We start from the raw sequence: 21,568 nt of genomic DNA, 5'->3' as shown, positions 1-21,568 counted from the left end.
TCTCAAATCATGTAACCAAATAATTAAAGAGATAGTTCTTTTCTGCAATACTAATAATTTGGCCCGTCAATTTCTTGAAATCAGGCTTTTAAATATGTTTCAGGGCTTGCTTTGACGGTATTCTTTTTGTTGATGGCCGGCTGGTCAATCAGGCATCAGAATTAGCAAATAAATAACTGGTAAACGCCATGCAAAAGCCGTAATTTTGCGTTAAAAATCAGATATCTACTATTGGAAACACCATTTGCAGTAATTTTTGATATGGACGGGGTTATTTGCCACACCAACCCTCACCATTCGCTGGCCTGGAAGGCATTCTTGAAAAAATATGATATTGAGGCCACAGAAGAAGAATTTATAGCCCACATGTATGGCAAAAGCAACAGCTATATTCTGAAATACTTTCTTAAAAGAGAGGTAACTGGCGACGAGTTTAACCTGATGGAGTTTGAGAAGGAGGCGCTGTTCAGACAACTCTATGAACCAGAAGTAGTTGCTATTGAGGGCCTTCTGGATTTTATTGACGACCTTAAAGCCAATGGCATCAAAACGGGTATTGCCACCTCTGCGCCTGTCGAGAACCTTGAAATGATTTTAAACAAACTGCCATTGGCAGATAAAATGCAGTCGCTGTTATCTAGTGCAGATGTAACCCATCATAAGCCCCACCCTGAGGTTTATATAAAATCGGCGGCTAATCTGGGTATACTGCCTGAAAACTGTCTTGTTTTTGAAGATTCGCATTCAGGCGTTACGGCCGGTAAAGCTGCCGGTGCCAAAGTTATTGGGGTTTTAACAACCTCTAAAAAGGAAGAATTACCGGTTTGCACCCACTACATTGCAGATTACAGAGGGCTGACTTACCAGCATATTAAATCATTTTTTGAGCTATGACAATTGAGCACGGGGCTGTTTGGGTAAGAAACCTGGATTTGATGCGCGAGTTTTACGTTACTTATTTCGGTGGGGTAGCCAATGAGAAGTATAGAAATGAGAAGAAAAACTATGAGTCATACTTTATTGCTTTTGATTCAGGCGCAAGGCTTGAGCTGATGCAGATGCCCGGTATAACCGATACCACAAATAATGGCCATAAACAGTTTATGGGTCTTACGCACCTGGCTTTTTCGGTAGGGAGCAAAGCAAAAGTTGATGAAATGACGGAGCTATTCAGAAAAGCTGGTTTTGAGGTTGTTGGAGAACCCCGATGGACAGGCGACGGCTACTATGAAAGTGTGATTCTGGACCCTGAAAAGAACCGTATAGAAATTACGGCATAAAAATATTTTGTAATTGAATTGTATTATCAGCCATCAGGTCGGTATTGTTTAAAATACATCCTGTTGGCTCTCTTATTTTATGTTTAAGCATTTATCAACATTTTTCTTTCATCGCCAGAGTCTGGCTGTTGCCATGGTTTTTACAGCCATGGGTATGTTGTTTGGCAGTTGGGCTACGCTTATTCCGTTTGTAAAGCAAAAATATGCATTAGATGATGCCCAACTGGGCTTACTGCTGCTTTTTATGCCTCTGGGTGCCGCAGGTATGAACCCCTTTACTACGATTCTCATTAACCGTTTTGGTATGAGAAACACCACCATTGCCGGTCTGATTTTTATGTCGGTGGTGTATGCCATGCCTGTAACCATGAACTACCTGCCGCTGGTAGCCTTTAGTTTGTTTCTGGTGGGTATCAGCATTTCTACCACCAATGTGGCCATGAACACCTGTGTTACCAGTCTCGAGCATCAATATAGCATCAACATCATGTCTACCTGCCATGGTATGTTTAGTGCCGGGCTAATGCTGGGCTCTATTCTAGCAAGTTTTACACAGGGTATGAAAATACCCCCAACTTACCATATGTGGCTGATAACCGTCTGCTTTATAGGTCTTGCATTTTTTATCCGGCCCACGGTTATGAGTATTCATGAAGAAAAGATACAAGCTGGCGAAGGCGCAAAATTTGTTTTTCCGAAAGGCGCCTTACTATTGATGATACTGATAAGCCTGTGTACCAATATTACCGAAGGTACCATGGCCGACTGGACAGCCGTTTATATGCGCGATGTAGTACAAACACAAGATTACTTTATTGGCTGGGGGCTGGCCGGATACTCACTTTGTATGTCACTGGGTCGTTTTGCCGGCGATGCCCTTATTCCGCGTTATGGCGGAAATCAGGTGCTTAAAATAGGTGGTATTATTGCTGCCGCCGGTATTATTATATCTATTCTGTTGCCCTACACAGCCACGGCCATTTTAGGTTTTGCCTTAGTGGGGGCAGGGGTTTCATGCGGGGCGCCTATTCTTTACGGCAGCTCGGCAAGGGTACCCGGCATGGCCAAAGGTGCGGGTTTGGCAACCATGAATACCTTTAGCATGGCCGGATTTCTGGCCGGGCCGGTTCTGATAGGCTTTGTTTCTGAAAGCATAAGCCTGCCTTTTGCTTTTGCTCTGATTGCCTCTCTGGCTTTGGTGTGGGTATTGCTGGTTAATAAAGTAAAGCTTTACTGATTTGTTTTTCAGGATACTGCCAGCCTTTATTTTTTAAACCAATTAATAGAATTTGCATTAAATTCTTTTTCTTCTAATGAATATTATTTACATTTAGCGTGTAAAATTAAAAGGGTGTTGTTATGAAGAAAATTATCTACTCTTTTGGCGTATGCCTGATGGCTACGCAAATACAGGCGCAAGTGTATAATAATGGTGCTGAACTCTTTGTGAGCGAAGGTGCCGTTGTGAGCTTTAATACTGATGTAGTAAACGACGGGAAAATCACTAACAACGGTAAGATACATTTTCAGAAGAATTTTGATAACCTGAGTTTGCTGAAATCGAACGGAACAGTTGTTTTCGACGGTAACAGTATGCAGGTTCTGAGAAGTCCTAAAGAAGTGTCTTTCGGGCAGTTATTGCTCGATAACGATTTAAAGCTGGAAGCCCCCTTGCGGGTTGACGGTGCGTTGTCTTTCCGTAGAGGGGTGATTGAATCTTCTTTGCAGAGTCCGCTGATATTCAGTGCTGGCAGCAGATATGACGGAGCCTCGGATTTTTCTCATATCAAAGGTGTAATCAGTAAAGAAGGTAGTGAATCTTTTGAATTTCCGCTGGGAGACGGCAGCAATTATCGCTCTTTCAGGGTAGCGGGTAATCATAGCAATCAGACCTTAACGGCATCGTACCTTTACAGAAGCCCCTTGACTATTTCTGAGAAGGTTTCAGAAAATGTTGACGCTATCAACCAGAATGAATACTGGACACTGAAATCTGAATCGGGCAGAGGTTCAGCAAAAATATCTTTAGCCAATGGTTCTGATTTAGACGGAATAGCGTTTCTTGATAAAGGCACCTGGTCATTTAGTGAAGATGCCAGTCTCTCTGCAACCACTGACCTCGCCAGTGGTACGCTTTTCACCAGAGCTAAAAGTCGTAATATCCAACCGGCTATCGGGGTGTATCCGAACCCTACTGACGGTGAGTTTTTCCTGAAATTATCAGGAATGAATGAAACTGAACTGATAACAGTTGATGTCGTCAACCAGGATGGCACCAGGGTGCTGCAAAAAACAGGAACCGTAAAAGACTTACGTAAAGCGTATGTATTGCCTGAACACCTGCCTGCAACTGAGCTGACAGTGAGAGTAGTGCGTGGAGACTCAAAAAAGCCTTTGTATCAGAAAATGATATTAAACAAGTAACAACCGGTTAAGTATTGATATTGAAAAAGCTGCCTGTTCTGGGCAGCTTTTTTGTTTTTGAAATTATTCAAATAAATAAATGCAAAAATTTAAGCCCTGCTATGCAACGTTTAAAGTTTTTTTTCATCTTATGGATATAGATACAATAACAAATACAAAATCATGAAAAAGCTATTCATTTTACTACTATTCATTGCAACTGCTGCTACCGCACAGGAATCTAAGCGTTCATTCAGTTTAAGTGGTTTCGATAAACTCGATATGGGCAACGCCTTTATTATTACGGTTACGCAGTCTAACAATTACAAGATAGAAACTTCAGGACGTGAGCAGGATTTGGAAGACCTGGTTGTGAAAGTATCAAACGGTGAACTCCGGATTGGCTATCCGTCTAACTGGTCTGGCTGGAAAAACCGCAAGGAAGTGCACATCAACATAACCATGCCCAAACTGGTGGCTGTCAGTTTTTCAGGTGCCAGCAAAGCAAAAGTATCGGGTTTCAGCAGCGAATCTTTTGGTATTGATTTGTCGGGCGCTTCGAGCGCTACCTTTGATATTGATGCAAAAAATTTAGCCCTTGATTGTTCAGGCGCTTCAAGTGTTGCTATTGTTGGCGATGGACAGAAGCTCACTGCCGATGTATCAGGCGCTTCAAGCGTCAATGCTTATGACTTTAAGGTATCTACGGCTACAATTGATGCCTCGGGTTCAAGTGGAGCCAAAGTATATGTTACCAGTAGAATAGTAGCAGAAGCCAGCGGAGCAAGCAGTGTGCGGTACAAAGGCGGCGCTACCTCTGTTGTTGCCAATACTTCAGGTGCAGGAACAGTAAAATCGGCAAATTGATTCGGTATTAAAAGCATCGGGGGGACGCCTTAGCAGTCCCCCCGGTTGTTACATTACTATTTCTTTTTCTGTCAGTATCGTCAGTACTTCCGTATCTGTAAGGCGTGTTGCCAGCCCTTGTGTTTTGGGTAGTTCATAATGAAAGAAATATTTCATGGTATGAATTTTACTTTCGTAGAAGTCGGCATCATTGGTGCCTGTCAATAGTTTTTGCTGCGCCACAACGCCTTGTTTCAGCCATTGCCATGCAATTACATTCAGGCTGAAAAGCTCCATATAAAGTGTGGCATCAGACAAGAATCTTTCAATATCACCGGTGCCTGCAATACCCAACAGATGTTTTGTTACCTTCGATAATTGCCCGGTGCTTTCTGTAAGCAGCTGAGCATATTTTATTAAGCCATCGTATTGGTTGGCTGTTTCAATTGTTTTGCCTATTTCAGCAGCAAGCAGTTGCAGGGGTTTTCCGCCCGCCAGCATTATTTTTCTACCCAGTAAATCCTGCGACTGTATCCCGGTTGTACCTTCATAGATAGGCGTAATGCGGATATCACGGTAGTATTGTTCAACCGGGAAATCCTCAGTAAAGCCATATCCGCCAAAGCATTGAACCGCATTGCTGATAGACAACACACCGTATTCACATGGGAAAGTCTTGGCAATCGGTGTCAGCAACTCAACCATCAGGTGAGCGTTCTCTTTTTCTTCAGGGTCATCACTTGCTTCCGACAGGTCGAAATACTTAGAGGTTTCCAGCAACAAAGACAAGCCTCCTTCTACTACCGATTTCTGGAATAGCAGCATCCGTTTCACGTCAGGGTGCTGAATTATCGGTACCTGTGGTGTGTCTAATGCGGTTTTGGCGTTTAACCTGCGGCTTTGTGGCCTTTCGTGTGCATACTCTAGGGCAGCATAATAAGCAGCAGAAGTAATAGAAACCCCGGTAAGGCCCACGCCTATACGTGCTTCATTCATCATCTGAAACATATAAGACAACCCTTTGTTGGGTTCACCTACCAGATACCCGATACAATCGTCGTTTCTGTCGCCAAAGCCTAAGTGCATGGCGGGTACTCCTTTTTGGCCCAATTTATGATAAATACCCATAGAGGTAACATCATTATCGGTGCCATCCAGCCTGTATTTGGGTACTACAAATAAAGATATTCCTTTGGTGCCCTTTGGCGCGCCTTTAATACGGGCCAGAAACAGATGTATAATGTTTTCGGTTGCATCATGGTCTCCGGCAGAAATAAAAACCTTTTGCCCTCTTATTTTGTAAGCGCCATTTTCCAGAGGCTCGGCAGAAGAGGTAATGTCAGAGAGCGAACTACCCGCCTGTGGCTCGGTAAGGCACATGGTTCCCTGCCATTTGCCGGTAATCATGTTTTCTATATACTGCTTTTTCAGTTCATCAGAGCCGAAGCTGGCAATTAGCCTTGCACCACCGGCGGTAAGGCCTGTATACATCATACCGTTATTGGCCGACATCAGAATGTATCCTACTGTGCTTGTGATAGTTACCGGCATTTGGGCGCCTCCGTTTTCGTAATCGAAGTCTGCGCCGATAATACCAGATTCCCCTACTGCTTTCAGGTAATTTCTGATAGAGGGATGCACCTGCACCTGGCCATCTTTTAGCTCCGGCTGGTTTTTATCAACCTCTTTCAGAAACGGAAACATCAGGTTTTCGGCTATCTGAGTGGCCGTGTCGATGGTCATATCGAAGGTTTCCCTGTTGTGGTCTGCAAAATAGCTATGCCCTGTCAGTGACTCTACGTCATGTACTTCATAAAGTAGAAAATTCACGTTTCTTTTACTGAAGAAATTCTTTGCCATGATACGCTCATTGAAAAGTTTTAAGATGCTGAAATAAAAAGCACACAGCCGGTTACATCAGGCCTAGCATTTTGGCATATTTCATCATGGCGCCCGGGTTAGATATTTTCAGTTTCCCCATCATCATTGCCATCATCGGGTTCATATCGCCGGTTGCAATTTTCACAAAGTCTGCTTCATTGGCCTTAATCACACATTCTGCGGTTCCTTCAAAGCCCTCTTTTAACTCTGCTTTGCCGGCTGCTACGTTCATGGTGTAGGTTTCGCTGCCAAAATCAAAATGCAAAGTTGTGTTTACATCTTCAATTTCAGACTCGTTTAACTTGGCTGTTGTGTTTTGTAAATATTCTTTTGCGGTCATTGTCTTGTATTTTTTAGGTAAAAATAGAAAGTCGAAAGTTAATAAAATTAGACTGATATTATGCAAGCATACTAATTTTTTTGTCAAAAATTTGATTTTTTGAAAAAGACTTGAAATATTTGAAACTTGATACAATCAAATTGGCAACAATTTTATTGGTCAAAAAACAGATTTCCGGTCGTTTTCAGGTGTTTAATTATCTTGAGGAAGCCGTATTAAGATAAGCCTCCTGAACCCCGTAGTTAGTTCTGGCAAATGCCTGCCCAATAATTGCAGATGATAGCTTATTTGCTTTTGCCGTTACATATACCGCTGAAAGCAAATGGCGTTTAATTGAAAAACCAAAGAATAAATGAAAAGAGTAATAGCCATATTTGCCTGTATTTTTTGGGTTTATCAGGTGGCAGGGCAAAGTAAAATAAAAAATGATAGCCTTGCTTTTAATGCGAATGATACGCTGACTATAAAAGACAAAAAACAGTTACTGAGAGAAGCAAAAAACAGGGCAGATTCGCTAAAAATTGGTTTCTGGAAACCGCGAAATGCGCAATTTGGTATCAATTTTAGTCAGGCGTCATTTAACAACTGGCAGGGTGGGGGTACCAATAACTGGAGCATCGGTGCATTGTTTAATAACAGGTCTGAATATTACAAAAATAAGGGAGCTTTTACAGGCGAGGTTCAGTTTCAACTGGGAACTGTCAATAACAGAGGCCAGAGACCGGCCAAAAGTATTGATCGTCTTTTTATGGAAACCAAGTATTCGCATAAGTTAAATCCTAAAATAAACTGGTTTGGGACAGTCAACTTCTTAACACAGTTTGCCAAAGGCGTGGTGTATCAGGACGACGGCCTGCCTACTGAGCAGAGACGAACGATTTCAGGGTTTCTGGCTCCCGGTTATTTGTCAGAAGGCTTCGGGGTTGAGTACAAGCCGGTAAGTTACTTTTTAGTGCAGTTAGGGGGTGCAACCTTACGCCATACATTTGTGCTAAACGATAAAATTTATACTGATTTTACTGAGTTTAACAAATCTACTGATGCCTACGGTATTGCTCCGGGTAAAAAAGTGCTTACCGAGATGGGCTTTCAGATGGTGGCCTCATTGGATAAAGATATTATAAAAAACGTTAATCTTAAGTGCCGTTATCAAGCCTTTCAGGCCTATGTAACCAGAAAATTGTTGCCCAATAAAAACACTATCGACCATAACATTAACCTTATTGCCACAGCCAAGGTAAACAGATACCTGAATCTGAATTTCACGATGCTGGCCATATATGATAAAGACCAGATAGATAAATTTCAGATAAGCCAGGCCTTTGCTGCCGGGTTATTATTTAAACTGTAAATTTTTAACTTTATAAACGCCTGAAAATTATGTTTCAAGAATTTAGAACTTTTATTGCCAAAGGCAATGTACTTGACCTGGCCATTGGAGTTGTGATTGGTGCAGCCTTTGGCAAAATTACTACCTCTTTGGTTGAAGATATCATTATGCCTATCGTCAATGTTTTTACCAGTGGTGGTATTACAGGGGGCATAGTGCTTAAAAAAGCCACTATTGATGCCGCCGGTCAGCAGATTCCCGCCATTGTTATCAATTACGGTAATTTCTTGAGTGTGGTTATCAATTTCTTTATTATAGCCTGGGTGCTATTCCTGATTGTAAAAGCAGCCAATAAACTGAAGTTAACCGAGCCGAAATAATCTTCTGCATTGTTAGCTTTTTTCCAGCCTTTAACCGGGGGCATGATGAATAGCTTTTGGTTTTTATACAGGCCTGTATATCCTTGTTTTTTCAATCAGCTATTGAGCCTGGCAGGCATATTAAAAGTATTATCTGTATCAAAAACCACCGGAAATGCCCCTTAATAAAATTTAAAATTTTTGTTTTTCTTTCAATCCTAAATAAATTACATTTGTTATCGAATTTTAGTTTAGGCTTATAATAGCCTTACCGAAATTTAATTTGTGCTTTACCTTATAATCCTGCGGATACCCGCTCTGTTATTTCATGGAAACGTGGTTAAAAGATAAACTGCGTGGCGACTGGCAAATATGGTTTATTATTGCCGTGCTATCGTTATTCAGTATGCTGGTGGTTTATAGCGCCAGCTCAGCTCTTGCCTATAAACGTGCCGGCGGTAACACCGAAAGTTACCTGCTCTCGCATACGGGTCATTTGGTGCTGGGAATTATGGTTATCTGGTTCATGCATCGCATAAACTATACCAATTTCGCAGTTATTTCAAGACTTTTGCTCTGGGTTACACCCATCATTTTGTTGTATACGTATTTTTTCGGAACTACCGTTGGGGGCACCAAACGCTGGATAAACATCTTTGGGGTGTCTTTTCAGTCGTCAGATCTGGTTCGGTTGGTGCTTATCACCAATCTTGCTGCCATGCTGGCCCGAAGGCAAAATGTGGAGTATAATCCCAAAACGCTGTTGGGTCTTATTTTCTGGTGCGGCCTGTTATGTGGTATGCTGGCAGTAACCAACTTTTCAACGGCGGTTATTCTGGGCATTACCTGTTTCATTATTATGTGGGTGGGTCGTGTACCGGGCCGTTATCTTTTCCGGATGGCCACTTTTGTAATCAGTGCAATTGTAATAGTGCTGAGCATTAGTATTTTTCTTTATAACAAAGGAATTGATTTTGGCCGTGGTCAGGTGGTTTTAGAGCGTATTGAAGCTTTTGCCAAAGTAGATTTAAATAACGACAAAATAATCGGTAGCCCCGACAGAGACGATACTTACCAGAGAGACCAGGCCATGATAGCCATTGCCCGGGGTGGAACAGTGGGTATTGGCCCGGGTAAGAGTTTTCAGAGAAACTACCTGCCGGATGCTTTTTCTGACTATATATATGCTATTGTAGTAGAGGAGTACGGTCTTGTAGGGGCAGTGCTTGTTATGTTTATGTATCTATGGCTATTGTACAGAGGCCTCAAGAATGTAGAATACACCAACAGGGCATTTGGCGGGCTTTTATGTGTTGGCCTAACGTTCAGCATTGTTTTTCAGGCATTTGTACACATGTTTATTAATGTGGGGCTAGGCCCGGTAACCGGGCAGACATTACCTCTGATGAGCATGGGAGGTACCTCCATTTTATTTACATCAGTAGCCATTGGTATTGTGTTGAGTGTTACCAAGGGCGAACACGACGAGGGCAAAGTAGTGGCCTGATTTATTGTATTAACCTAACCATTTACAGCTATTTTCCGGATGAGCAAAGGCGCAAAAATAATTATTTCTGGTGGCGGCACAGGGGGGCATATCTACCCTGCGGTGGCAATTGCCAATGAGTTGAAAGCCAAAGACCCGGGCATTGAAATCTTGTTTGTAGGCGCCGAAGGAAAAATGGAAATGGAAAAGGTACCCAAAGCAGGCTACAAAATTATTGGGCTTCCCATTGCCGGCATTAACCGTTCAAATATGCTGGCCAATCTGGGTTTACCGTTTAAGCTGCTTCGCAGCTTATGGAAAACCTATCAGATAATAAAAGACTTTAAGCCCGATGCCGCTATTGGCGTGGGGGGTTATGCAAGCGGCCCAACTTTGATAATGGCCAATTTTCTGAACGTGCCAACGTTGATTCAGGAACAGAATTCATTTGCAGGAGTAACCAATAAAAACCTGGCTAAAAAAGCCAGAAAGATATGCGTGGCGTATCCGGGCATGGAGCGGTTTTTTCCGGAAGAAAAAATTGTGCTTACAGGTAACCCTGTCAGAAAAGATATACTCGAAACAGCCTCTAAACGCCAACAGGCGCTGGCGCATTTCAAGTTGAACGACGACAGGAAGGTATTACTCATTATTGGGGGCAGCCAGGGTGCCAGAACCATTAATGAATCAATACTGGCGGGGTTGAACGATTTGATTTCAAATGATTTACAGATTATCTGGCAAACAGGTAAATTGTTTATTGATAAAGCCAGGGCGGCAGTAGATGCCTTACAGACCAGCCGTGTGTATGTGTCAGACTTTATTTATGAAATGGATCTGGCCTATGCAGCGGCCGACCTCGTGGTGTCTCGCGCAGGAGCCTTGTCGGTTTCTGAGTTATGTCTTACGGCCAAGCCGTCAATACTGGTGCCGTTTCCGGCTGCTGCCGAAGACCACCAGACACATAATGCGCTAAACCTGGTAAATGCAAATGCCGCCTGGTGGGTAAAAGATGCAGAGGCGAGAGAAAAACTGGTTGATCAGGTGATAGCTCTGGCCGATGACTCCAAAACCATGAACGAATTAAGCAGAAACATAAAAACTTTAGGAAAGCCCAACGCAGGGCAGGAAATAGCAGAAGAAGTTCTGGCTTTGATTTAAAATTACCGGACACACCATCACCCTATGAAAATTTTCTTTTCTGAAAACAGAGTTGATTACTCTAATTATACTTTCGACTACGCCATTTATTGCCTGAAAGAAACACAGGAAGAGCTGGCCGGAATTTATGAAAAAGGTTTTTTACCCTATACCGGTGATCTGAGTATTGAAGGAGATATATTTTATCTGGCCCGAAGCCTGAGAGTTGAGCTTGAAAACTTTGATGATACCTCAGAAAACCGCAGGGTCAACAGGCTGGTGGAGCCTCTTAGAGTAGAGTTGGAAGTTATCAGAAAAGAAGACTTTAACCTGGACGACCCCGCCTTTACTGATTTTTGCCAGGCCTATATTTCGCAGCGAATCGGTGACGACAACATGAGCCTTGAACGCTGGCAGTATATATTATCAAGAGAGACAGGAACGCATATCCTTAGATTTACCTCAGAGGGTAAGTTCTTAGGCTTTATACTGGGCGCTATGGGTGACGGTTTTCTGCATTACTGGTTTGCATTTTTTGATACCGAATACATGCGTACCCACTCTTTAGGCAAATGGATGATGTGGCGGGCTATCAGATGGGCAAAAGATAACGGCCTTAAATATGTGTATCTGGGCACTGCCTACAAGCATTCGGCTTTGTATAAAATAAGAGACCACAAGGGCCTGTCTTATTTTAACGGCTACCAGTGGAGCAAAGATGTGGAGCGCCTTAAGGAACTATGCAAAACTGATCTGGAGGCCAAAGAAGCCGACCAGTTTAAGTTAATGCCGGATAGAAATACGTTTCTTAAAAACCTTTAAAGTGCCGGAATCAGCTCAGCACTGATTCTACGACAATGCAAACCTTATTTTTAAGTACAGCCTGAAATGGAAAAGAAATTAAACATAATGAAAATCGGCCGGTGGCTAATGGCAGGTGTTGCCATCATAGCGGTTGTTGCGCTTATTGTGTTTTCAAGCAATACTTTTTCAACAGACCGCTGCAAGAAAATAGAAGTTAAAATCAAAAACGCCGACGATCAGTTTTTTATTGACAGACACGAAGTTGAAGAACTGGCTACCAATTACGGTACCGACCAACTAAAGGGTAAGCTTTTTAAGGAGATAGATTTACAGGAGATTGAAAAAAGAGTCTTAAAGAATAAACAAATCAAGAGTTGTCAGGTTTTTAGAGGTATTGAGGGAAACCTGAACATTGATATTGAGCAGCACATACCCATTGCCCGTATTCTTGGTTCTGACGGCCGTGAAGATGTATATGTAGATAATGAGGGCAGCTTTTTCCCGCTCTCTGAAAGATATTCCGCAAGAATTGTATTGCTTTCGGGCGAATATTTCCGAAATTTGCCAAGTTTAAAGCAAAAACGTCAGCAAAAGTTGATGAGCTTTATTAATTTAATTAATGAAGACAGTTTCTTGAAAGCCCAGTTTACCCAGCTGGATATAGACCAGGCCGGTAATATCAGTATTGTGCCACTTTTAGGAAACCACACCATTGAGTTTGGCGCGCCAGAGAATATTCAGAACAGAATAAACAGACTAAAGATATTCTATAAGCAGATATTGCCTGTGCAGGGATGGGATAAATTTACACGGGTAAGTGTAAAATATGACGGGCAACTGGTTTGTAAATAATGCATGAAAACGGCATTGAAAATACGTTCACAAGGCAAAGAGCAGTGAATGATGTCCTAAAAACTAATGAAATGAGTAAAGGCGTAATAGTAGGTATTGATATTGGCAGCACAAAAATTTGTGCCGTTGCAGGAATAATGGATGGTGTTGAGAAAGTGAAGATTCTTGACATCGTGGAAGAACCTACCCAAAGGGGTCGTGTCTCTAATGGCACGGTTGTAAATCTTGAGTTTACAGCAAAAGACATAGACCGTATACTGACAGTTTTGTCTGACAAGGCCGATATCAATATTAACAACGTAATTGTCAATATATCCGGCGAAAACGTAGAGGGGCGGTCACATCAGAGTTCAATTACACGTAATGACAGCCGAAGTACCATACGCAAAGAAGAAATAGAAAGATTAGCAGTTGATATCCGGAAATCGTTCCGGCCAACGGCAGGTAACGTCATCATCCATACATTCCCTCAGGAGTTTTTAGTTGACAAAACCACTGTGCCTGATAATCCTGTAGGCCGTTTTGGCATTATACTGGGTGGCAATTTCTTTTTGGTTTCTACACCCAATGACCCGCATCTGGCCTTACGGCGGACCATCGAAAGCGTGGGTGTAAAAGTACAGAACAACCGCAGATTTATTCCGCTTAAAATAGTTCATACACTGTTTACACCCCTGGCCGATGCAATGGCCGTGTTAAGTGATATTGACCGTAAACTGGGTGTGGTAGTGGTTAACATCGGTGGCGACACAACCGAGATTGCTATTTTTCAGGAGAGTGGCCTACGCCACATTGCCGTAATACCGTTTGCCGGTAAAAGCATTACCAACGATTTGGTAAAGGCCTTTCAGATTCTGCCAGACCACGCCGAAAAACTGAAACTTATTATGGGGGCAGTGCCACCTAATGAGGTAGGAAAAAATGAGATAATTAAGATTCCGGGTATTGAGGGGCTGCCAGATAAAGAAATTGTGGCGCAAAATGTGAGTATCATCATTGAAGAGCGTCTGAAAGAAATAGCCACCATGGTAATGGCCGAGATCATGCATTCGGGTTATGATGGGCAGTTGATTAGCGGTGTAGTGCTAACCGGAGGTACCTCTAATATTGCCATGATAAAAGATGTGTTTGCTCAGGTAACCAATGGCATGAACATCCGCGTAGGCAACACTATCAGAAACATAGGAGAAAGTGCGATAAGTAAAATCACCGACCCCAAGTATGCCACTGTTGTTGGCCTGGTGCTATCAGGCTTTTTGCCGCTCGATGAACGTGTACCGCAAGAGGTTATATGGGGTGATTTGCCTGAGAGCCAGTCACAAAGCGGTTACATGAATGGCGTCGATACACCTTCGGTGAGTCGTAATAGCGGAAAAAGAGAAGAGCCACAGGATGACGAACCCACAGGAGGAGGTCTCTTTGGCTGGTTAAAAAAGAAAGTCTCATCAGCTGGTAAGCATGACTTGGGAGACGACAAAAATTATACAAACTAGTATTCAATTATATTATTTATAAAGAGCAGATATTTTCTGGTATCAGGCATTTAAAGCCCTTTGTAGCCAATGGCTAAACGCACCGATACCATATTTGGCAGAGATGTACATTAAAGCAACTGTTTTCCAAAAGCAATTGCCTTAGTATTTATATTTCTTTGAAAAATACTTTCCTAATCTACATAAATTCTTTCTTATTATGTCGCCAGAACCAGACTTCGAAATCGTTACAAGTAAAAACAAATTCAAGAACATCATTAAGGTAATTGGTGTGGGTGGTGCCGGCTGTAATGCCGTTAAACACATGCACAGGCTGGGTGTAACTGATATTGGTCTGGTTATTTGTAATACAGATTTGCAGGCGCTTGAATCGGCTCCGTCGGGTATCCACAGGTTGCAGATTGGCATAGAACTAACCAAGGGGTTAGGTGCCGGTACTGAAGCGGCAATGGGTAAAAAGGCTGCTGAAGAAAGCGAAAAAGTGATTCGGGAAGTATTAAAAGCGCCTACAGAGATGGTTTTCATCACTGCGGGTATGGGTGGCGGTACCGGTACAGGTGCAGCCCCTGTAATAGCGCGCATTGCCAAAGAGATGGGCCTGCTTACCGTTGCCGTTGTTACAGACCCTTTTACTTTTGAAGGAGAAGACAAAATTGTGCAGGCGCGTGCCGGAATTGAAGAACTTAAAAATTGCAGTGATACCGTACTGATTATCAAGAATGAGCGTCTTGAACAACAGTACGGCGATATGGATATAGAAGAAGCCTACGCTAAGGCTGATGATGTGCTGGCCAATGGCGTAAAAAGTATTGCAGAGCTTATTACACGGCCGGGTATTATAAACCTTGACTTTGCCGATGTGAAAAAAGTTTTAGGTAATGCGGGTCAGGCTGTAATGGGTACAGCAGAGGCAGAGGGAGAAAGACGGGCCGAAGATGCCATTAAATCGGCGCTTTCGTCACCATTGCTTGAGAGCAACGGTATAGGTGGGGCACAAAGAGTACTGGTAAGTATTGCCTATAGCACCGAGCATAAAATCAAGCTCTCAGACCAGACACTGGTTACCAAGTTTATTGAAAGCCAGATTCAGACCAAGGCAAGGCTTTTCAAGCATGGTTTTGCTATTGACGAAAACCTGAAGTCTAAAGTTAGGGTAACAATTGTAGCTGCCGGCTTTGATTTGGGAATTGAAAATGAGCCGCAGGAACCAGAAGTGAAAGACAAAAACGGGGAGCGGAAAACCGGAGAGGCTGTCAGGACAAAAAACGCGGTTTCAGCTGTGGCTGAGCATCAGAAAACGGATGACAGTGAACGAATTAAAAACATGATTCAGCGTTTTATGAGAGAGGGATACCGGAATCCGGCTTTAAGCACACCTACTTATGTCCGTAACGGAATTGAACTACAGGATGTGAAAAAACTGCGGCAAAGTGGTAAAGTTCTTGAGTATGACCTTGATTATTTGTTGGGCATGATGGAATCAAGCAGATAATTTTTTGTTATCTATTTATATTAAAGTTTGTTAAAGTAAAACGAATGATGTTATTCCTGCCCGAATCATTATTTGTTTTACTTTTTCTGTATACAACTGTTAAGATTATACCCATAAATCAATGATATTAGACCGAACAATTGCTCCGCCCTCACAAACTATAGAACAGGTAAGTATCCCGAAAGCTGAAAAAACACTGCTCGATAACCAGATACCAGTTTACATGATTAAAGCCGGCGAACAACCGGTAATGCGTCTGGAATTAATTTTTGATGCCGGCAGCAGATTTGAGAATAAAACCGGGGAGTCGTTCTTTGCAGCAAAAATGCTTTCAGAAGGTACATCAAAGCATACTGCAACCGGAATAAGCGAGCATTTTGATTCCTTCGGCGCATTTCTTGAAATAAGCCAGGCCGTAGAAAGACTCACAATAACCGTACATGGCCTTACCAGACATTTACCCGAACTTCTGCCGCTTTTACTTGAAATGATTACAGATTCTGTAATTCCTGAAAGTGAATTGCAGGTACAAAAAAATATTACCTCACAGAATCTGAAAATTAACCTCGAAAAAAGCTCTTATGTAGCCGGTCAGGTGTTCAGAGAGCAGATTTACGGCGTTAATCACCCCTACGGGAAATCGCTTACGCTTGCGTTGATAGATGATATCACCAGAAACGATGTTACAGATTTTTATGAAAAGCATATAAAGGGCAAAGGTTTTAAAATATTTATATCTGGCAAGTTTGGTAATGAAGAAGTGCAGGCCCTGAACAGATACCTGGGCAAAACCCCGGTTGAATTTCAGCAGCATCAGCATTTGATTGATACCAGTGCCGACATTACACATCCCGAAAGCATATTGGTTGAACGCTCCGAAAACCTGCAGTCATCCATTCGCCTGGGCAAAAAGTTATTTGGCCGTACCCACCCTGATTATTTCAAGTTTATGGTTACCAATACTGTTTTCGGCGGTTATTTTGGCAGCAGACTCATGAAAAATATCCGCGAAGAAAAAGGCTTTACCTATGGTATTTCGTCAGGGCTGGTACCTCAGAAAGAAGGCGGTTATCTGGTAATGGGTACCGATGTAAAGAAAGAATTTACGCAGCAGACTTTAGACGAAATATTAAAGGAAATAAACCTGCTGCAAACGGTGCCGGTAGAAGAAGAAGAGCTTGAAACCGCCAAAAATTACATGATTGGGTCTTTTGTGGGGTCGTTAAACACACCTTTTGAAATAGCCGACAGGCAGAAAATAATTATACTGGACGATTTACCAGCCGATTTCTACGATAATTATATTCAGAAAGTACGTGCCGTTACACCAATGGATGTACTTGAAATGGCCAATACCTATTTTAAACCCGAAAATTTATTTGAAGTAGTAGTAGGGGGGAAATAAATGATAAGGGGCAGGGCAGAGAGACCTGCCCCTTGTTTTTAAAACCCAACCCCAACCGTTTTGGTTTGTATCCGCAATAAATACATATCGGCCGTTATATAGAGCGTTGAACCATCATTACCCCAGGCACAATTGGCTGTGGGTACCCCGGTTTCAATGCGGCCCAGCAACTTTCCTTCCGGCGTCAGTATCAAAATACCACCGGGGCCGGTGGTGAATATATTCCCTTTTTTATCAATTTTCAGTCCGTCAGGTAAACCCTGAAACCCTTCTTTTACCATAGGGGTGGTATCAAACAGAATTTTACCTTTACCCACTTTCCCGTCGGCCAGCACAGGGTAGGCCATTAGGTAGGCTCTGTCAGGGTCTGACTGTGCCACATACAAAGTCTTTTCATCCGGCGAAAAAGCCAGGCCGTTAGGGCGTGTAAGGTCTTTTATTATTAAAGTAACTTTCCCGTCGGTTCCTTTTCTGTAAACGCCGAATAGCTCCGTTTCCCGGGTCGGGTCATTTTCTTTCTTCATCAAACCATACGGAGGGTCGGTAAAATAATAATCGCCGTTTGATTTCTGCACAATATCATTCGGGCTGTTGAAACGCTTACCCGCGTAGTTATCGGCCAGTGTGCGTTTGCCGCCTATGCTAAGCGGCATTACTGAGATACGGCGGTCGCCGTGTTCGCAAGAAACCAGCATGCCATCTTTATTAATAATTAAGCCATTGCTGCCGGGTTCATCACTATATACCCCAAGCCCGGTATAGCCAGACGGTTTCAGAAAAGGCCTGGCACCTGCTCCTTCTTTCCATTGATAAACCGTGTTGGCGGGTACATCAGAAAACAACAGATAATTGCCATCTTTAACCCAGGCCGGGCCTTCAGCCCAGTCGTATCCTTCGCTCAGAATCTCAATTTTTGCATCTTTATCTATCAGATTATTAATGGCTGGGTCAAGGCGGTTCACCTTTCCCAATGTTTTTTGTTGCGCTGTTGTCAGGTTGTTCATCATTATTAAAAGGGCAAATAGTAATACGGTTTTCATAGGAAGCTATAGTTACAGGTTGATAAACGAATTTAATTGAATTTTTGCAAAGTCTAACCAAACCGCACAAGAAAGATTGATTCAAGAACGCTCGCTGCTTTATTCATAATCAGATTATTGAGTTAAAATAAATTAAACATTAACAAAGAATCATCGGCATACTTATATATTTGCCGTCTGATGGCTACGGGCCCTATTCAATTCATAACCAAAATCTAAACTTTCAATCATGCGTAAAATTTCACGGATTCACTCATGGCTCACGACTGTGGCAGGAGTGGCTCTACTTTCTGCCTTTGTTTTTGATGAAACCCCCGCACCGGCCATTAAAGTGCCCGCCGGATTTTCTGTTTCTGTATTAGGTAACGACCTCGGCGCTACCCGTCATATGGCTGTTAACAGCAAAGGTGGCGTTTATGCCAAACTTTCTAAACTGAAAGATGGCAAAGGTCTTGTTTATTTATACGACTCCGATGCTGACGGCAAGCTGGATGCCCGGAAAAACCTGCTAGATTATAAAGGCACAGGTATTGTTATTAAAGACAACTACCTGTATTCTTCGTCTAACACCGGAGTGTATCGTTATCAGCTGGATGCCAACGGAGAAATTACTAATATTGATAACCCGGAACAGATTGTAACCGGGCTGGTTGCCAAAGGCCGCGACGAAGCCAAAGCCATTGCACTGGATAACAACGGTAATATTTATGTCTCTGTTGGGTCACCAGATGAAACCTGTAAAGAAAAAGGCACCAACAAGGGTGTTTATCCTTGTGCATTGCTTGATTCGGTTGGCGGAGTCTGGCGTTTCAAGACTAATAAACTTAACCAGACTTATAGTGATGGTGTAAGATATGCCACAGGGCTGAAAAACGTTGTAGGGCTTGACTGGAACACCAAAACCAATAAATTGTTTGTGATGATGCACGGCAGGGGCCAGTTTCATGAGGCTTTCCCGAATTATTATACGCCTGAAATGAGTACCAAGTTACCTGCCGAAACCATGTATGAGTTACATGAAGGTGCAGATGCCGGCTGGCCTTATGTGTATTATGACCAGTTTCAGAAAAAGAAAATCCTGTGCCCTGAATACGGCGGCGACGGCAAAAAGACCGGTGGCGAAAAAGCCATTAATCCTGCTGCTGCGTTTCCTGCCCACCTGGGCCCCAACGGATTGTTGTTTTACACGGGCAATGCGTTTCCGGCTAAGTATAAAAACGGAGCATTTGTTGCTTTCCACGGCCAGTCGCCTGAATTGAAAAAAGGGTATATGGTGGCTTTTGTGCCTTTCAAGAATGGCAAGCCTTCTGGCCCCTGGGAGATTTTTGCCGATAACTTTGCCGGTATAGACCTGGCTAAACCAACCGGCCCGGTACAACACCGCCCCTGCGGACTGGCTCAAGGCCCTGACGGCTCAATTTATGTATCTGACGACCTTGGCGGAACCATCTATAAAATTAGTTATAAGGGGGCCAAATAGGCCTCTCAGGAGTTTTACAGTTGAGGGTATGTTTAAAGACATACCCTTAGCTTTTCAAAATAATATGCTTACCTGGCTAAGCTCGTGAAAACCACCGTTTTATGTTGTTTTTTGAGCTAAAAACCAGTATAAAAACAGATGCCTGCAGGCAGTAAAAGCGGGCAAATTGGGGCTTGCAGAGGCCTTTTAGGTGGTTTTCTAAAAATAGTCCTACCTTTTTTGTCTTTTTTTGCCAAAAACATCGGAATTGTGAAAATTGTGTAGTACTTTTGCACCCGAAAAATGAAGGTGTACTACCTATTTTCGGATCTACATTTAAAAACTCATCAAAATAAATATGGCATCAGTTAGACCAGATGAAGTTTCGGCTATTCTGCGTGAACAACTAGCAGGTTCAAAAACCGAAGCGGAACTCGAAGAAGTAGGTACAGTGCTACAAATCGGAGACGGTGTGGCACGTATATATGGTTTATCAAAAGTACAGGCCGGTGAATTGTTGGCTTTTGAAAACGGTTTAAAAGCACTAGCACTTAACCTTGAAGAAGATAACGTAGGAGCAGTACTTTTAGGAGACGCAACAGGAATTAAAGAAGGTGCAACCGTTAAACGTACCGGCGAAATCGCGTCAGTGAAAGTAGGTGACGGTATTATTGGGCGTGTTGTAAATACATTGGCTGAACCAATTGATGGTAACGGCCCGATTCAGGGTGAAACTTTTGAAATGCCTTTGGAGCGTAAAGCCCCCGGTGTTATCTATCGTCAGCCTGTAACTGAGCCGCTTCAAACTGGTATCAAAGCGATTGATGCGATGATTCCGATTGGACGCGGACAACGTGAGTTGGTAATTGGTGACCGTCAGACCGGAAAAACCGCGGTTTGTATTGATGCCATCATTAACCAGAAAGAGTTTTATGACAAAGGCGAACCTGTATTCTGTATTTATGTAGCTTGCGGCCAGAAAGCATCAACCATCAAAGCGGTTGAGCAAACACTTCGTAAATACGGCGCCATGGATTACACAGTAGTAGTAGCTGCCGGTGCTTCAGACCCATCTCCAATGCAGTTCTTTGCGCCGTTTACCGGTGCCGCTATTGGTGAGTATTTCCGTGACACCGGTCGTCCGGCATTGGTTGTGTATGATGACTTGTCGAAACAAGCTGTTGCTTACCGCGAGGTGTCATTGTTGCTTCGTCGCCCTCCGGGACGTGAGGCTTATCCTGGAGACGTTTTCTATCTTCACAGCCGTTTGCTGGAGCGTGCCGCTAAAATCAATGCCAATGATTCAATTGCGCAAGATATGAACGACCTGCCTCCGTCATTGAAAGGTAAAGTGAAAGGTGGTGGTTCATTAACTGCGCTTCCAATTATTGAAACACAGGCCGGCGACGTGTCTGCTTATATCCCTACCAACGTAATTTCAATTACCGACGGTCAGATATTCCTTGAGTCAAACCTTTTCAACGCCGGTATCCGTCCTGCTATCAACGTAGGTATCTCGGTATCACGCGTGGGTGGTAATGCTCAGATCAAATCAATGAAAAAAGTAGCAGGTACCCTGAAACTAGACCAGGCGCAGTTCCGCGAGTTGGAAGCTTTCGCCAAGTTTGGTTCAGACCTTGACGCCGCTACCAAATTGACTATCGAACGTGGCCGTCGTAACCAGGAAATCCTGAAACAAGGGCAGTTCTCTCCATCGCCGGTTGCTGAGCAGGTGGCTATCATCTATGCTTCGATCAATGGTGTGTTAGACAAAGTTCCGGTAAACAGAGTAAAAGAATACGAAGATGAGTTTGTTACCCTGTTGAAAGCACAGAATCCTGAGGTTTTGAAAGCGCTTGCAGCCGGAAAGCTGGATGACGCCGCCGATACCATCAAGAAAGTTGGTAAAGAATTAGCTGAAAAATATGCATAATAATATAGAATGAAGAGCGGGTTCT

At 43.0% G+C, this 21,568-nt stretch carries 19 protein-coding genes; 16 read left to right on the top strand and 3 right to left on the bottom strand.

The window, feature by feature from the left end; translation table 11 throughout:
* Positions 1-231 precede the first annotated feature (231 nt).
* The 5 genes from NZ848_RS09415 to NZ848_RS09395 all read left to right on the top strand — a co-directional run bounded on the left by NZ848_RS09415 (position 232) and on the right by NZ848_RS09395 (position 4,550).
* A complete protein-coding gene (locus NZ848_RS09415) occupies positions 232-894 on the top strand; it encodes an HAD family hydrolase (RefSeq protein WP_259015283.1) in 663 nt (220 codons plus the stop codon).
* Positions 891-1,280: a VOC family protein gene (locus tag NZ848_RS09410; RefSeq protein WP_259015282.1), complete on the top strand. Its 390-nt coding sequence runs from the start codon at positions 891-893 to the stop codon at positions 1,278-1,280. Before NZ848_RS09415 ends, NZ848_RS09410 begins: the two co-directional genes overlap by 4 nt.
* 79 nt (positions 1,281-1,359) lie before the next feature.
* Positions 1,360-2,517, top strand: a complete 1,158-nt coding sequence (locus NZ848_RS09405; RefSeq protein WP_259015281.1) for an MFS transporter — start codon at positions 1,360-1,362, stop codon at positions 2,515-2,517.
* A gap of 122 nt (positions 2,518-2,639) precedes the next feature.
* On the top strand, positions 2,640-3,704 hold the full coding sequence (locus NZ848_RS09400; protein WP_259015280.1) for a hypothetical protein: 1,065 nt from the start codon (positions 2,640-2,642) through the stop codon (positions 3,702-3,704).
* Between the two features lie 162 nt (positions 3,705-3,866).
* Complete coding sequence (locus tag NZ848_RS09395; RefSeq protein ID WP_259015279.1) at positions 3,867-4,550, top strand: head GIN domain-containing protein; 684 nt, start codon at positions 3,867-3,869, stop codon at positions 4,548-4,550.
* Between the two features lie 48 nt (positions 4,551-4,598).
* Here NZ848_RS09395 and NZ848_RS09390 read toward each other — a convergent pair whose 3' ends face one another.
* Both NZ848_RS09390 and NZ848_RS09385 read right to left on the bottom strand, forming a co-directional pair.
* Positions 4,599-6,389, bottom strand: a complete 1,791-nt coding sequence (locus NZ848_RS09390; protein WP_259015278.1) for an acyl-CoA dehydrogenase — start codon at positions 6,387-6,389, stop codon at positions 4,599-4,601.
* A 52-nt stretch (positions 6,390-6,441) separates the two neighbouring features.
* Positions 6,442-6,750: an SCP2 sterol-binding domain-containing protein gene (locus tag NZ848_RS09385; RefSeq protein ID WP_259015277.1), complete on the bottom strand. Its 309-nt coding sequence runs from the start codon at positions 6,748-6,750 to the stop codon at positions 6,442-6,444.
* A gap of 352 nt (positions 6,751-7,102) precedes the next feature.
* Between NZ848_RS09385 and NZ848_RS09380 the strand changes: the two genes are divergently transcribed.
* From NZ848_RS09380 to NZ848_RS09340, 9 genes are all read left to right on the top strand, one after another.
* Positions 7,103-8,101 (top strand): DUF3078 domain-containing protein, encoded by a 999-nt coding sequence (locus NZ848_RS09380; RefSeq protein ID WP_253530428.1) that lies wholly within the window; start codon positions 7,103-7,105, stop codon positions 8,099-8,101.
* A 29-nt stretch (positions 8,102-8,130) separates the two neighbouring features.
* On the top strand, positions 8,131-8,460 hold the full coding sequence (gene mscL, locus NZ848_RS09375; RefSeq protein ID WP_259015276.1) for a large conductance mechanosensitive channel protein MscL: 330 nt from the start codon (positions 8,131-8,133) through the stop codon (positions 8,458-8,460).
* A 307-nt stretch (positions 8,461-8,767) separates the two neighbouring features.
* Positions 8,768-9,946, top strand: a complete 1,179-nt coding sequence (locus NZ848_RS09370) for an FtsW/RodA/SpoVE family cell cycle protein (RefSeq protein ID WP_101724469.1) — start codon at positions 8,768-8,770, stop codon at positions 9,944-9,946.
* Between the two features lie 39 nt (positions 9,947-9,985).
* Positions 9,986-11,086: an undecaprenyldiphospho-muramoylpentapeptide beta-N-acetylglucosaminyltransferase gene (gene murG / locus NZ848_RS09365; protein ID WP_259015275.1), complete on the top strand. Its 1,101-nt coding sequence runs from the start codon at positions 9,986-9,988 to the stop codon at positions 11,084-11,086.
* Between the two features lie 24 nt (positions 11,087-11,110).
* Positions 11,111-11,887, top strand: a complete 777-nt coding sequence (locus tag NZ848_RS09360; protein WP_259015274.1) for a GNAT family N-acetyltransferase — start codon at positions 11,111-11,113, stop codon at positions 11,885-11,887.
* A gap of 66 nt (positions 11,888-11,953) precedes the next feature.
* Positions 11,954-12,721, top strand: coding sequence for a cell division protein FtsQ/DivIB (locus NZ848_RS09355; protein WP_259015273.1), 768 nt, complete (start codon positions 11,954-11,956; stop codon positions 12,719-12,721).
* Between the two features lie 71 nt (positions 12,722-12,792).
* Positions 12,793-14,214 carry a cell division protein FtsA gene (ftsA, locus tag NZ848_RS09350; protein WP_259015272.1) on the top strand — a complete coding sequence of 474 codons (1,422 nt, stop codon included), beginning with the start codon at positions 12,793-12,795 and terminating at the stop codon, positions 14,212-14,214.
* Positions 14,215-14,413: 199 nt separating this feature from the next.
* On the top strand, positions 14,414-15,706 hold the full coding sequence (gene ftsZ, locus NZ848_RS09345) for a cell division protein FtsZ (RefSeq protein ID WP_259015271.1): 1,293 nt from the start codon (positions 14,414-14,416) through the stop codon (positions 15,704-15,706).
* 121 nt (positions 15,707-15,827) lie between these two features.
* Positions 15,828-17,111 (top strand): M16 family metallopeptidase, encoded by a 1,284-nt coding sequence (locus NZ848_RS09340; protein ID WP_259015270.1) that lies wholly within the window; start codon positions 15,828-15,830, stop codon positions 17,109-17,111.
* 38 nt (positions 17,112-17,149) lie between these two features.
* On the opposite strand, the gene NZ848_RS09335 is transcribed toward NZ848_RS09340, so the two are convergent.
* Positions 17,150-18,151, bottom strand: a complete 1,002-nt coding sequence (locus NZ848_RS09335) for an SMP-30/gluconolactonase/LRE family protein (RefSeq protein WP_259015269.1) — start codon at positions 18,149-18,151, stop codon at positions 17,150-17,152.
* 226 nt (positions 18,152-18,377) lie between these two features.
* Between NZ848_RS09335 and NZ848_RS09330 the strand changes: the two genes are divergently transcribed.
* Both NZ848_RS09330 and atpA read left to right on the top strand, forming a co-directional pair.
* Positions 18,378-19,631 carry a PQQ-dependent sugar dehydrogenase gene (locus NZ848_RS09330; RefSeq protein WP_390890874.1) on the top strand — a complete coding sequence of 418 codons (1,254 nt, stop codon included), beginning with the start codon at positions 18,378-18,380 and terminating at the stop codon, positions 19,629-19,631.
* Positions 19,632-19,968: 337 nt separating this feature from the next.
* Positions 19,969-21,543 carry a F0F1 ATP synthase subunit alpha gene (gene atpA / locus NZ848_RS09325; protein ID WP_253530376.1) on the top strand — a complete coding sequence of 525 codons (1,575 nt, stop codon included), beginning with the start codon at positions 19,969-19,971 and terminating at the stop codon, positions 21,541-21,543.
* Positions 21,544-21,568 lie beyond the last annotated feature (25 nt).

The sequence above is a fragment of the Emticicia fluvialis genome (genome assembly GCF_024793945.1).
Classification (GTDB): domain Bacteria; phylum Bacteroidota; class Bacteroidia; order Cytophagales; family Spirosomataceae; genus Emticicia; species Emticicia fluvialis.
The sequence above is the reverse complement of the archived record's forward strand: the minus strand, read 5'-3'. Positions and strand labels throughout refer to the sequence as shown.